14 protein-coding genes are annotated in these 13473 nt (G+C 35.7%); all 14 read left to right on the top strand.

Annotated elements, in window-relative coordinates; translation table 11 throughout:
- The first annotated feature begins 50 nt into the window (after positions 1-50).
- The 14 genes from BST91_RS04135 (at position 51) to BST91_RS04075 (ending at position 13471) form a co-directional block, all read left to right on the top strand.
- A complete protein-coding gene (locus BST91_RS04135; RefSeq protein ID WP_042278616.1) occupies positions 51-575 on the top strand; it encodes an NADPH-dependent FMN reductase in 525 nt (174 codons plus the stop codon).
- A gap of 2 nt (positions 576-577) precedes the next feature.
- Positions 578-1078 carry a thiol peroxidase gene (gene tpx, locus BST91_RS04130; protein ID WP_042278615.1) on the top strand — a complete coding sequence of 167 codons (501 nt, stop codon included), beginning with the start codon at positions 578-580 and terminating at the stop codon, positions 1076-1078.
- A complete protein-coding gene (locus BST91_RS04125; RefSeq protein ID WP_085774569.1) occupies positions 1079-1456 on the top strand; it encodes a diacylglycerol kinase in 378 nt (125 codons plus the stop codon).
- A 79-nt stretch (positions 1457-1535) separates the two neighbouring features.
- Positions 1536-3977 (top strand): FtsK/SpoIIIE family DNA translocase, encoded by a 2442-nt coding sequence (locus BST91_RS04120; protein WP_085774568.1) that lies wholly within the window; start codon positions 1536-1538, stop codon positions 3975-3977.
- Positions 3958-4623, top strand: a complete 666-nt coding sequence (locus BST91_RS04115) for a LolA family protein (protein ID WP_240919377.1) — start codon at positions 3958-3960, stop codon at positions 4621-4623. Before BST91_RS04120 ends, BST91_RS04115 begins: the two co-directional genes overlap by 20 nt.
- A 1-nt stretch (position 4624) precedes the next feature.
- Complete coding sequence (locus tag BST91_RS13375) at positions 4625-5191, top strand: LptF/LptG family permease (protein WP_211280405.1); 567 nt, start codon at positions 4625-4627, stop codon at positions 5189-5191.
- Positions 5191-6054, top strand: coding sequence for an LptF/LptG family permease (locus BST91_RS13370; RefSeq protein WP_211280422.1), 864 nt, complete (start codon positions 5191-5193; stop codon positions 6052-6054). Before BST91_RS13375 ends, BST91_RS13370 begins: the two co-directional genes overlap by 1 nt.
- Before the next feature lie 46 nt (positions 6055-6100).
- Positions 6101-7237: a 3,4-dihydroxy-2-butanone-4-phosphate synthase gene (ribB, locus tag BST91_RS04105; RefSeq protein WP_085774567.1), complete on the top strand. Its 1137-nt coding sequence runs from the start codon at positions 6101-6103 to the stop codon at positions 7235-7237.
- A gap of 22 nt (positions 7238-7259) precedes the next feature.
- Positions 7260-8075: an N-acetylmuramic acid 6-phosphate etherase gene (murQ, locus tag BST91_RS04100; protein WP_085774566.1), complete on the top strand. Its 816-nt coding sequence runs from the start codon at positions 7260-7262 to the stop codon at positions 8073-8075.
- A gap of 2 nt (positions 8076-8077) precedes the next feature.
- Entirely contained in the window at positions 8078-8311 is a 234-nt protein-coding gene (locus BST91_RS04095; RefSeq protein WP_060522665.1) for a DUF6095 family protein, read from the top strand.
- Positions 8308-9096: a hypothetical protein gene (locus BST91_RS04090; RefSeq protein WP_085774565.1), complete on the top strand. Its 789-nt coding sequence runs from the start codon at positions 8308-8310 to the stop codon at positions 9094-9096. The genes BST91_RS04095 and BST91_RS04090 overlap by 4 nt, the downstream gene beginning before the upstream one ends.
- Before the next feature lie 7 nt (positions 9097-9103).
- Complete coding sequence (locus BST91_RS04085; protein WP_085774564.1) at positions 9104-10804, top strand: OstA-like protein; 1701 nt, start codon at positions 9104-9106, stop codon at positions 10802-10804.
- A complete protein-coding gene (locus tag BST91_RS04080; RefSeq protein ID WP_169709785.1) occupies positions 10800-11984 on the top strand; it encodes an aspartate aminotransferase family protein in 1185 nt (394 codons plus the stop codon). Before BST91_RS04085 ends, BST91_RS04080 begins: the two co-directional genes overlap by 5 nt.
- Positions 11985-12085: 101 nt before the next feature.
- Positions 12086-13471: a tetratricopeptide repeat protein gene (locus BST91_RS04075; protein WP_085774562.1), complete on the top strand. Its 1386-nt coding sequence runs from the start codon at positions 12086-12088 to the stop codon at positions 13469-13471.
- Positions 13472-13473 lie beyond the last annotated feature (2 nt).

Below are 13473 nucleotides of genomic sequence, written 5' to 3'. Positions count from 1 at the left end.
CAACTCCATACATTTATATTCTAAGGTATTTTTACTTTTAAATATTAATAATGAAAATACTTGCAATTGCGGCTAGTAATAGTTTGCAATCTATAAATAAGAAACTGCTTACTCATGTTGCTACTCTATTAGCTCCTTTAGATGTAGAGTTAATAGACATCAATCAATACGAGGTTCCTATTTACGGTATTGACAAAGAGATTGAAAAAGGTATACCAAGTGAAATTCTGGAACTATCCCAAAAAATAAAGAATAGCGACTTTTTAATTTTTTCTCTTGCAGAACATAACGGAAGTTATACAGCGGCTTTTAAAAATATCTTTGATTGGTTATCTAGAGTGCCAGATACAAAAGGATTTCATAATCGCAAGACCTTATTACTAGCTACTTCACCAGGATCACGTGGTGCATCTACGGTATTGGAAATAGCTAGAGATAGATTCCCTAGAAATGACGCTAGTGTAATAGGAGCTTTATCCGTACCTTCATTCAATGAAAACTTTGATCTTGAAAAGGGTATAATCAATCCAGATATTAAACAAGCATTAAACGATTTACTTCATAAAATAAAATAATTATGGCTACAATAACCTTAGGAGGCAATGAAATATCTACATCAGGATCATTACCTGAAGTAGGATCACAAGCACCAGACTTTCAATTGTTAGATTCAGATCTTAATACTAAAACCTTAAACGATTTTAAGGGTAAACGCCTTGTGCTTAATATCTTTCCTAGTATAGATACCGACACTTGTGCAACAAGCGTAAAAAACTTTAATAAAAGAGCGACTGAACTTGATAACACAGCAGTGCTTTGTATTTCACGAGATACACCGTTTGCTCAAAAAAGATTTGCTAGCGACGAGGATATAGAAAACGTCACAAACTTAAGCGATGTTATAACAGGTGAATTTGGTAAAAATTACGGATTAGAAATGACAAGTGGTCCATTATCAGGTTTTCACTCAAGAGCCGTTGTAGTTCTAGACGAAGAAGGAAAAGTAATCTATAATCAGCAAGTTGGTGAAATTGCTGATGAACCTGACTATCTTTCGGCACTTAAATCACTTTTATAATTGAATTTAAAACAATTTATCATTGGTAGAATAAAGGGCGTGGGCTATGCTTTTAAAGGAGCCTTTGCCCTTATTTTATCAGAGCCTAGTATACAAGTACAGGCGATCATCGGTGTTATAATGACAATTGCTGGTTTTGTATTTAATATCACAAGGTTAGAATGGATGATACAATGCATGTGTATAGGAGGCATAATGAGTTTAGAAGGTTTAAACACTGCCATTGAAGGCATTGCCGACTTTATTCATCCAGAATTTCACGAAAAAATAGGCCGTATCAAGGACATAGCAGCAGGAGCTGTTTTTATAACCGCAATAACAGCAAGTATTGTAGGTCTAATCATCTACATACCTTATATCGTAGAACTATTTAGTTAATAAATCCTGTTGATATCTGTACGTTTCAAATGTTTAAGGAATGTACAATATTGTTATTTTTGTTCGTTCATTATAATTCATGGCGCGCAAAAAGAAAACATCTACTCCACCATCGTTGATTTCTAAAATCAAAAACTTTTCTCTTACACGTAGACAAGAGGTTATTCTCGGATCTGGACTTATGGCTCTAGGTGCCATATTCTTCTTCTCCTTCTTGTCCTTTCTATTTACTTGGAGAGAAGATCAAAGTGAACTAGTAGATCTAGGAAATCGTGCAGTTGTGACAAAAAACTGGCTCAACCAACTAGGTGCTTGGTTAGGCGATATATTTGTTTATAAAGGTTTTGGAATAGCCGCATTTTCAATCGCTGTACTCACTATACTCACAGGAGTCTATTTATTTGCAGCAGGCAAGAACTTTTTATCGCTTTCGCGAAAGCGTATCCTGCAACTATGGTTTTGGGGATTATTACTTATGATATGGTTGAGTGTTGTGTTAGGATATTTCCATAATTACAGTGCTTTATTAGGAGGAACTGTAGGTTTTGAAATTAATGACCTACTTCAAGATTATGTAGGTCTAATAGGAAGTATACTTATTCTTACCTTTTTTGCGATTGTATACTTAACTCTAAGATTAAAACTTACTCCAGAGAAGATTGCTGCTCGTTTTGCTAAAGCAAAACAAACTGTGGAAAATTCGATAGAAGATGTTTCCTCCCATATTGAATCTACAGATGAAGAAAAAGACTGGGAAGAATCTGTTACACATACTGCCACTACGACAAGTGAACCAACTACAGAAAACGAAATAAAAAAGCAGCCTACCACCATGAAAAGTGGTGATATGGAAATAAATATTGCTCAAGAAGAAGAGGAAGAACTATCACCAGAACTTGAACCTACTTTAAAAACCACAGAAAAGGAAGTCGATCTAGAAGTAGGTGAAGTAATTGATGAAGAGCAACTTATAGATAATAAAGCTTCAAAGCTTGTAGAAGATTATGGAGAGTTTGACCCTACGCTTGAATTGGGTAACTACCAGTTCCCTCCTATTGATTTATTAAAGGATTACTCACAAGGTAAAACCATCACTATTAATGAAGAAGAACTTGCAGCCAATAAAGATCGTATTGTAGAAACACTTAAGAACTACAAAATAGGTATCGCAAAAATCACTGCAAACATAGGCCCTACAGTTACTCTTTATGAAATTGTACCTGAAGCTGGGATTCGTATTTCTAAAATTAAAAATCTTGAAGACGATATTGCATTATCGTTAAGTGCATTAGGTATTCGAATTATAGCACCTATTCCAGGTCGAGGAACTATAGGAATCGAAGTACCTAACCAAAAGCCGTCAATCGTATCGATGCGATCGGTGATCTCGTCTCCAAAATTTCAAAAAGCCGAAATGCAATTACCTATAGCACTTGGTAAAAATATTTCAAACGAGACCTTTGTTGTTGACCTGGCAAAAATGCCTCACTTATTAATGGCTGGAGCCACCGGTCAAGGTAAATCGGTAGGATTAAACTGTATACTTACTTCATTGCTTTATTCAAAGCATCCTGCCGAAGTAAAATTTGTTCTTGTTGACCCTAAGAAAGTAGAGCTTACTCTTTTTAATAAAATAGAACGCCATTATCTGGCAAAACTACCAGATAGCGAGGATGCCATCATAACTGATAACTCTAAGGTTATCAATACACTTAATAGTTTGTGTATTGAAATGGACCAACGATACGACATTCTAAAGGATGCTATGTGTCGTAATATTAAGGAGTATAATGCCAAGTTTAAATCACGTAAACTTAATCCTGCAAATGGGCATAAATTTTTACCCTACATAGTTTTGGTTGTAGATGAATTCGCCGATTTGATAATGACTGCTGGAAAAGAGGTAGAAACACCTATTGCTCGTCTTGCACAACTTGCACGTGCGGTTGGTATTCACTTGATTATTGCTACTCAACGACCATCGGTTAATGTAATTACTGGTATGATTAAGGCAAACTTCCCTGCCAGAATTTCATTTAGAGTAATGCAAAAGGTTGATTCCCGTACCATTCTAGATAGCGGTGGTGCCGATCAATTAATAGGCCGTGGAGATATGTTGTACACCGCTGGAAATGAATTAATCAGAATTCAGTGTGCCTTTGTAGACACTCCAGAAGTTGAGAAAATTACCGACTTTATAGGCTCGCAAAAAGCATATCCAGATGCTCACTTACTTCCGGAGTATGTAGGAGAAGATGGTGGCACGAGTCTTGATATAAGCATAGAAGAAAGAGATAGTAAATTCCGTGATGCAGCCGAGGTAATTATTACGGCACAGCAAGGAAGCGCTTCTTTATTACAACGTAAATTAAAATTAGGTTACAATCGAGCTGGTCGTATCATTGATCAATTAGAAGCTGCGGGAATTGTAGGTCCTTTTGAAGGTAGTAAAGCAAGACAAGTCCTAGTACCGGATTTAAACTCTCTAGAACAATTGTTAAATGAAGAAAAGAACTCCTAAAATGAAACACATTATTACAGCAGTGTTTATGATTTTTGCTTTCGCGAAAGCGGTAACAGCACAAGATGCTAAAGCAGAAAAATTACTTGATGAAGTAACAGCAAAATTCCAATCCTATGAAAACATCAGCTTTTTGTACAAAGGGAATTTACGTAACGCAAAAAGTAAAACTAATATGGACATTCAAGGAAGTGCAAGAATGTCTGGCGAAAAATATAACGTAGGTTATTTAGGAACCACCATAATTTTTGACGGTACTAAACAGTATGTCATTAATAGCGAGGATGAGCAGGTTACAGTATCAACCCTAGATGATGACAATGCACAATCTATAACACCATCAAACATGTTATCCTTTTACAATAAAGGCTATAATAAAAAGATGGATATTGTCAAAAATGTAGGCGGTCGTAAAATACAATTTGTAAAACTTACTCCAATTAAATCAGATAGCAATTACAAAAGTGTTTTAATAGGTATAGACTCCAATACAAAGCATATTAATGAAGTTATTGTTACTGAAAAGAATGGGACAGTTATAACCTTTACCATTAAATCTTTAAAGGTAAATGAGCCCTTGCCTGAGAATTCTTTTGTATTTAATAAAGAAGAATACAGCGGCTACGACATAGAAGAGTTGGACTAATTTGAAAATTCTAGACCGCTACATATTAACTAAATTTACAAAGACGTTTTTAAGCGTCTTTATTGTATTTACGTTTATTCTAGTTTTACAAGCTATTTGGTTATACATAAAGGCCCTAGCCGGTAAAGATTTAGATGCAGAAACTATTTTTCTCTTTCTGTATTACAACATACCACTTACGATTCCTTTATCATTACCCTTGAGTGTGCTGTTAGCTGCTTTACTCGTATTTGGCGAGATGGCAGAAAACTATGAATTTGCAGCCATGAAATCCAATGGTATTTCATTGCAACGTGCTATGAGGTCTCTTACTATAATTATACTAAGTATAGGTATCACATCTTTTTTCTTTGCAAATACAGTGATACCATGGGGTAATTTGAAACAAAAAAACCTCATAAATAATATTAAAAGAATGAAGCCAGCCATGGCTATCGTTGAAGGTTCTTTTGAACAATTAGGAGACTATAATATTAAAGTGACCAAGAAATCTGGTGATAATGGTAGATTTCTGGAAGATGTGATTATACATAAAAAACACCTAATCGTACCGGAAATTTTACGGTAATAAAAAGTAAAAAAGGTGAACTTAAAAGTAGTTTAAAAAGTGACGTAATCCAGCTAGTACTTTATGATGGTAATTATTACGAAGAAATGATTCCCAAAACTGCTGAACAACGAATAAGTCTTCCTTTTATCAAGGGTGAGTTTAAGGAATACGAATTGAATGTTGACGTTTCTGAACTTAACGAGGTAGATCTAGATACGGAAACTGTCACCGACAATCAAAAGATGCTACGAATAAACGAGTTGAAAGAACGTATAGACACTTTTGTAAACACTTTTGAGCAAAATATGAAAGTGTACCATCAAACACAACACACTAAATGGACTCCAGAAAATATAGACAATAGAGTTAAAGAAATTGATTCCATTGTTTACAAAGAAAACTTCTTTGATACGATGAGCATCTTTGATCAACGTAGGGCTATTGAAAATGCGATTAATAGATCTAAATCTGATCGATCTGCCATTCAAAGTAGAATATCCTTTGAAAAAACTGAAAATGAACGGTTGTGGAAACACGAAATAGAAATACACAAAAAATACGTACTAGGTATAGCCTGTATTATTCTGTTCTTTATTGGTGCCCCATTAGGAGCAATAATTAGAAAAGGTGGATTAGGACTGCCTCTTGTAGTTGCTGTTGTGTTTTTCCTTGCCTATCACTTTATAAACATTGGTGCTGAACAGTCTGCCACACGAGGTGCTATTCCTGTATGGTTAGGTGCATGGTTGGGTACCATGATTATATTTCCTATTGGGGTTATTCTTACCTATCGAGCGACTTCAGATCAAGGTTTTTTTGATGTAGGTGGTGCGATGGATAGCCTGTTTAGAATATTCAAAAAAAAGCCAAATAAGGCATAGGCACCTCGCTTATCCTTATCTTTGTTACTCCTTAAAAATTAAAGATATGATTGCTCCTGCAGAAATTAAGCTGGATCGCATTGAAGACGCAATAGAAGACATTAAAAAAGGTAAAGTAATCATCGTTGTAGATGATGAAAATCGTGAAAATGAAGGTGATTTTTTGGCTAGTGCAGCATCTGTAACACCAGAAATGATCAACTTTATGGCCACTCATGGTCGTGGTTTGATTTGTGCTCCTATTACAGACTCAAGATGTAAAGAATTAGATTTACAAGCCATGGTAACTAATAACTCCGACCCTATGGAAACTGCATTTACAGTTTCAATAGATTTAAGAGGTCATGGAGTAACAACTGGAATAAGCGCTAGTGATAGAGCCAAAACTATTCAAGCCTTAATTAATCCGGATACAAGACCTCATGATTTTAGTAAACCAGGTCACATATTTCCTTTAAGAGCAAAAGACGGTGGCGTTTTAAGAAGAACTGGTCATACAGAAGCTGCCATTGATTTTGCAAGACTAGCAGGTCATGAACCAGCTGGAGTGATTGTAGAAATCATGAATGAAGATGGAACCATGGCTAGACTTCCACAACTTTATGAAGTGGCAAAAAAGTTTGATCTAAAATTGGTTTCTATTGAGGATCTAGTTGCCTACCGCATGAAAAACGACAGCTTGATTATCAAGAAAGAAGACTTCATGCTTACTACAAGATTTGGAGAATATCGTTTAAGAGCCTATCAACAAACTACAAATGGGCAAATTCATTTGGCCTTAACATTAGGAAGTTGGGATGAAGATGAAACAGTCTTAACAAGAATGAATAGTACCAAAGTTAATAACGACTTATTCTCTACCCTAACCTCTGAAGCTGACAGAAAACTAGATGCGATGTTTCATAAACTCAATGATCGCGGTTCAGGAGCCATTGTATTTATCAATCAACAGTTTGAACCAGAAAATATGCTAGCTAGACTTGAAACGCTCAAGGAAATTCAGGAGTCTGGACAAGTAAAAGCGCCGCGTAAACAACTGGACAATCGTGACTATGGAATTGGCGCGCAAATCTTACATGATTTAAACATTAGTAAATTAGATTTAATGACCAATTCTGAGCAAAGTAAACGTATTGGAATGGTTGGTTATGGCCTAGAGGTAGTGAATACTACCGATTACTAATCAAAAGAACTACTCAGCTTTTATGCAATTCAAAAAAACAACAGAAGAGTCTTCTCTTTATCAAAATCTAGAGACGATGTCAACGGCAACTTTGCTTGAAAACATCAATGCCGAAGATCACAAGGTTGCATTAGCTGTTAAAAAAGTATTACCAGCTGTTGAAAAACTAGTTGATCGTATTGTTCTTCAAATGAATTCTGGTGGTCGTTTATTTTACATTGGGGCTGGTACAAGTGGAAGGTTAGGCATATTGGATGCCAGTGAATGTCCACCTACATTTGGTGTTTCTTATGACAAAGTTATTGGATTAATCGCAGGTGGTGACGTGGCAATTAGAAAAGCTGTTGAAAATGCAGAGGATAACAATCAACAAGCTATAAAAGACTTAAAGAAATACAATATAAATGCCCAAGATGTAGTCATAGGAATTGCTGCAAGTGGAACAACGCCCTACGTAATTGGAGGTTTACAAGCTTGTAAACAATTAGGTATACATACTGGAGCGATAACCTGCAATCTTAACAGTCCACTTGATCAAATAGCCGATGATTCCATAGTTCCTATCGTAGGACCAGAATTCGTAACAGGAAGTAGTCGTATGAAAGCTGGTACTGCTCAAAAAATGGTACTCAATATGATTAGTACCAGTGTTATGATCAAGTTAGGTCATGTAAAAGGCAATAAAATGGTAGACATGCAACTTAGCAATGATAAATTAGTAGATCGTGGTACAAGAATGATCATGGAAAATACAGGTCTAGGTTATGAGAAGGCTCATAACTTATTGCTAGAACATGGAAGCGTAAGAGCTGCACTGGATAATTATGGTGTTTGTTAATTATGGAACAGCCATCTACAGATAAAGAAATACTAGGAAAAGGACTTAAAAGACTAGCATTAAGTGTCCTATTTATATTTGCTGGTCCTATTTTAATTTATTTGGGAGCAGGAAGTGACCATCCCATCATTTTTCTCATGCCAGGAATAGCCTTCAGTATATTGGCCATATTTTTAATTTTTAGTGGCATTATGACCGTATTAGATGCTATGTTTAAAACCAAAAAGTCAAGATGAAATTTATCTACCTACTGTTAATCATTTCCATAATATCTTGTAAGCAAAACAAAGCTACAGATGCTACAGATGAAACTCAAACAACATCTAAGGAGTCTATAGTACAACCTGTTGAACAAGCGACGATAACTGGTAACGTAATTAATTATGAAGGTGATAAAGGTCCTATTAATATTTTGGGATTCTATGTTCAACCAGAAAACACAGGAAGTGTTGATGACCGTGGAAAGTTTACCTTTCAGTTACCACCTGATTTTAATAAAATTTCCTCAAATAAATTTGAAGAATACAACAAAAGCGACTCTGCAGAATATGAATTAGAGCTTTCTAATGCTGCAGAATTATTTCTTCCTCATGATAGCTTAAAAACTCAAGGTTTAGATTCACAAATAAGCCTTGCCGGTAAATTCTATACTTTTGAAGTGGCACAAGATAATGTTGATGATCAAGTTCTAATCGCTCCTGCAAGTAGTCCTTCATTCATTAAAAATGAGATTCAAGCAATACCTCAAACCCAAACAGGATGGCTTTCATATTATATTTATACTAATAATCCCGTTTTAATTAAAGGTGAGTATCAGCAAGACAATCTAGTTGAAGATTATTCGACTAGTGTTTTTACAACTAATTACAAGTACGACATCAACCTACTTAAAGGTTGGAATTTAATCACTTATAGTGTACAAGAGGTTGTTAAAGTAGACAATACCGCAAGGCCTAGTCTCGTTACCTATACATCAACTTCAGTAAACAATTCTCCTGTAGACTGGATTCAAATAAAATAAATAAAGATTGAAATATCTCATTGTCTTTTTATGTTTCGCTTTCGCGAAAGCGCTCACAGCACAAGAACAGCCAGTAGATTCCCTTATCAGGGTAACCGCAGGATATCAAACTATCGATGAAGCTGTCCTACCCGATGCAGTTATCTATTCTAAGGATAATGCTCGTAGGGTTGTAGTGAATCATCGAGGTATTGAAATGACTTGCGATAGAGCTGTATTATATCAAAAAGACAACTTTTTACGCGCAGTGGGAAACGTTATCATGAAACAAGGTGATAGTATCACAATGACATGTAATTATGCCGAATATAACGGTAATACCCAATTAGCATTCGCGAGTGAAAAGGTAAATATGATTACGCCAGATACTCGATTAACGACTGACACTCTATTTTTCAATCGTATAAAACAGCAAGCTTATTATAGGTCTGGTGGTACCGTTAGAGATAGTGCTAGCACATTAACAAGCCGTGTAGGAAGATTTTACGTACAAGAACAGAAGTACCGATTTATAGACGATGTAGTAGTAACTAATCCTGAATATACCATAAACTCGAATCATCTAGATTTTTACGAAGAAAATGGACATGCCTTTATGTATGGACCTAGTACCATAACTGGTAAGACCAGTAAGGTATATTGTGAACGAGGTTTCTATGATACACGAGGTGATACAGGTTATTTTGTAAAAAACTCCCGAATTGATTACAACACGAGAACTATTACAGGAGACAGTCTTTATTTCAGTAGGCCCAGAAATTTTGCAAGCGCAACTAACAATATAGTTGTGACCGATACGATCAATAATAGTATCATCAAAGGACATTACGCCGAAGTTTATAGAGATAAGGATTCGGTTATGATTACTAAACGTCCACTAGCTATAACGATAGAACAGCAAGACAGCGTTTACATGACTGCAAACAAACTAATTGTAACGGGTCCCAAAGACAATAGATTTGTAAGAGGTTATAACGATGTAAGACTTTTTAAAACAGACTTAAGCGGTAAATGTGACTCTATAACCACAAGACAAAGCACTGGATTAACCAAAATGATTAGGAAACCAATACTATGGAGTGGTAAAAGTCAAATGACGGGTGATTCGATTTTCTTACAAAGTAATCTCAAAACCGAAAAGTTAGATAGTTTAAGAGTTTTCTATAACGCGTTTATCATTGATCAAGACTCAAGTGGCGGCTTTAACCAAATTAAAGGAAAGGAATTGACTGGCTTTTTCAAGAACAATGAATTAGATAAAGTTTTTCTCAATAAAAATGTAGAAAACCTCATTTATAGCCGTAACGACAAACAGGAATTAATAGGAATTAATAAAGGTACAAGTGGAACCATGGAAATAGAATTTGAAGACAAGGCAATATCCATCATTGCTCCTGCTGATAATTCTGAAGACATACTTTATCCACCAAAAGAATTACCAGAGAATGCTAGAACTCTGCGAGGATTTAACTGGAGAGGTGATGAACGATTAATTACCAAAGCTGATTTATTCAAAGGCAAAAAACCACCTGTACTCACGAAAATTAAAGGAATTCCTCTACCTGAACTGGATGAAGGTTTTTTTGATGAAGAGGATGGAAAACTTAATGAGAATTCGGTCTTGCAAAATGGCGAACTAGAAAATCGCATAGAAAATCAGTCCAAAGAATTACAGCAACCATCAGGTGAAGAAAATAATGGGAATTAAATCAGATTTCTTTAAATATCAAGCACAAACCACTCCATTTGCTCCAGGTTTAGAAATAAGCCATGCAAATGGGAACTATTTCTTTGATACTCATGGCAATAAATATTTAGATATGGTCGCTGGAGTAAGTGCTTTACCGTTAGGACATTCACATCCTGCTGTTGTAAAAGCTATCAAGGATCAACTAGATAAGTATATGCATGTTATGGTATATGGAGAATATGCCATGTCACCTGCTACCCTATTATGTAAAAAAATTGCATCCTTACTGCCCGATCCATTAGACACTACTTATCTGGTAAATAGCGGAACAGAGGCTACAGAAGCTTCCGTAAAATTAGCTAGAAGAGTCACCGGTCGATCACAAATTATTGCCATGAAAAATGCGTATCATGGTAATACAACTGGTTCTCTAGCATTAATGGATTATGAAGAGCGTAAAGCGCCTTTCAGACCACTATTACCAGACGTTCACCACATTACCTTTAATTGTGTTCAAGAGTTAAGATTAATTACTAAAAATACAGCTGCGGTAATTATTGAAACTATTCAAGGTGGTGCTGGTTTTAAAGTGCCTTCTAGTCACTGGTTGCAACAACTTAGAATGCGATGCAATCAAACAGGGACATTATTAATCGTTGACGAAATTCAACCAGGGATTTGGCGCACAGGAAGTTTCTGCTATTTCCAACAACATGATATCACACCAGATATGGTTATCACTGGTAAAGGTCTAGCAGGTGGACTACCGATAGGAGCTCTCACTGCCAGACAGTCACACATGACACAGTTTAAAGAGTTTCCTATGCTGGGTCACATAACTACCTTTGGAGGAAATCCCGTTATAGCCGCTGCTGCCCTGGCAACCTTGCAAGCTATTGAGGACGAAGGTTATCCAGAACGAGTTAAGGAAATAGAATTGCGCTTTCGCGAAAGCTTACAACACAATAGCATCAAGGAAATACGTGGAAAAGGTGCTATGATTGCCGCTATTTTAGCTGACGATCAATATACGGCACGAATTGTGGATAGATGTAGAGAGAAAGGTGTCATCTTTTTCCTATTGTTGTTTGAAAAAAGAGCAATACGTATAAGTCCACCTTATACAGTTACTGATCAAGAAATTGATCATGCCTGTTCGGTTTTAAAAGAAACTATTGATGAATTTTATAGCAGTTAAATAAGCCTGTTTATAATTTGTTGACAACACTTTGAAGCATAACCGCTGACTAACCAATAATATTTACAACTTTAAGTACGCGAATTTTTAAAATTCTGCCTATGCATTTTGAGTATAATAATGAACACGAGCACAGCATTGAGAAATTTGAACTTATGCTACGCAGTAATGAAGTAGGATTTTTCGATAGTGACGAATTTGAGCAAATCATAGAACACTATCTTAATGTAGGGCAAATGGTTACAGCTCGTAAAGCCATTAGTCTAGCATTATCACAACACCCTAGTTCAGTTACTATACGCTTGTTCAAGGCAGAAATGCTCATATTTGATAATCACTTTAAAGAGGCTCATGCGCTTTTAGATGAGCTATATGAAATGGAGCCCAATAATGCCGAACTTTTTATTCAAAAGGCAAATATTTACTCAAAGACTGAGAATCACGACAAGGCAATAAAATTATTAAATGAAGCTTTGGACCTTACCGAGGATCAAGCTGATGTGTATAATTTGATCGGCATGGAATTTCTCTTTATGGAGGATTATTCTAATGCTAAGGTGAACTTTATGAAATGTCTAGAGCTAGACGATCAAGACTATGCTGCGTTATACAACATCATTTACTGTTTTGATTTTTTAAAAGAAAATCAGCAGGCGATAGACTATTTAAACAAGTATTTGGACTCCAATCCTTATAGTGAGGTAGCTTGGCATCAAGTAGGAAAGCAATATTTTGACCTTAAAGAGTATGAGAAGTCACTTTCTGCATTTGACTTTGCTATAATATCTGATGATACATTTGTAGGTGCTTATTTAGAAAAAGGTAAAGTCCTTGAAAAACTTGGGCGATACAACGAAGCCATTTTTAATTATGAGCTTACCCTAGGATTAGACGATCCAACTTCCTTTGCCTACCTGAGATTAGGAAAGTGTCATCTTAAATTAGGGAATGAAGAAGAGGCGATTAAATATTTAAAACGTACCGTAAAAGAAGATCCACTCTTAGACAAAGGCTGGATAGCCATTGTAGATTTTTATACCGAGAGATTAAATTATCAACGAGCGCTCAACTATTTAGACAAGGCAATAGAAATAGATGGCGATAACGCTTTATATTGGATTCGATTTGCAGTTTTAAATAACAAACTCAACTTTTTTGAAGAGGCTGAATACGGTTATAGAAAAGCTATCGAATTAGGAAATTATGAATTTGACACATGGATAGATCGTGCAGATATCCTTATTCAACTTGGAGAATGGCGAGCTGCCATCATTACCTTGGAACATGGTCTTGAGTTTTATCCTAATAATCCAGACTTAGAATGTAGATTGAGCGGAGTTTACTACCTTACCGGGAAACCTTTCAAGGGAAAGTATTATTTGCAAAATTGTTTAAAGTCTGAACCGGAACAAATCATTGCTTTTGAATTACTTTTCCCCAAGGTGTATAAGTCCGATGAAATACAACAGTTAATAACAGGATTATAATT

It is taken from the genome of Nonlabens tegetincola, assembly GCF_002117085.1.
In the GTDB taxonomy this organism is placed as follows: domain Bacteria; phylum Bacteroidota; class Bacteroidia; order Flavobacteriales; family Flavobacteriaceae; genus Nonlabens; species Nonlabens tegetincola.
This window is presented reverse-complemented; position numbering and strand designations above follow the sequence as displayed.

Bases quoted from the DNA above. Each gene is read 5' to 3' on its own strand.
- BST91_RS04095 (WP_060522665.1), top strand. From the start codon at position 8,078: ATGGAACAGCCATCTACAGATAAAGAAATACTAGGAAAAGGACTTAAA.
- ribB (WP_085774567.1), top strand. From the start codon at position 6,101: ATGATTGCTCCTGCAGAAATTAAGCTGGATCGCATTGAAGACGCAATA.
- murQ (WP_085774566.1), top strand. From the start codon at position 7,260: ATGCAATTCAAAAAAACAACAGAAGAGTCTTCTCTTTATCAAAATCTA.
- BST91_RS04120 (WP_085774568.1), top strand. From the start codon at position 1,536: ATGGCGCGCAAAAAGAAAACATCTACTCCACCATCGTTGATTTCTAAA.
- BST91_RS04090 (WP_085774565.1), top strand. From the start codon at position 8,308: ATGAAATTTATCTACCTACTGTTAATCATTTCCATAATATCTTGTAAG.
- tpx (WP_042278615.1), top strand. From the start codon at position 578: ATGGCTACAATAACCTTAGGAGGCAATGAAATATCTACATCAGGATCA.
- BST91_RS04135 (WP_042278616.1), top strand. From the start codon at position 51: ATGAAAATACTTGCAATTGCGGCTAGTAATAGTTTGCAATCTATAAAT.
- BST91_RS04075 (WP_085774562.1), top strand. From the start codon at position 12,086: ATGCATTTTGAGTATAATAATGAACACGAGCACAGCATTGAGAAATTT.
- BST91_RS04115 (WP_240919377.1), top strand. From the start codon at position 3,958: ATGAAGAAAAGAACTCCTAAAATGAAACACATTATTACAGCAGTGTTT.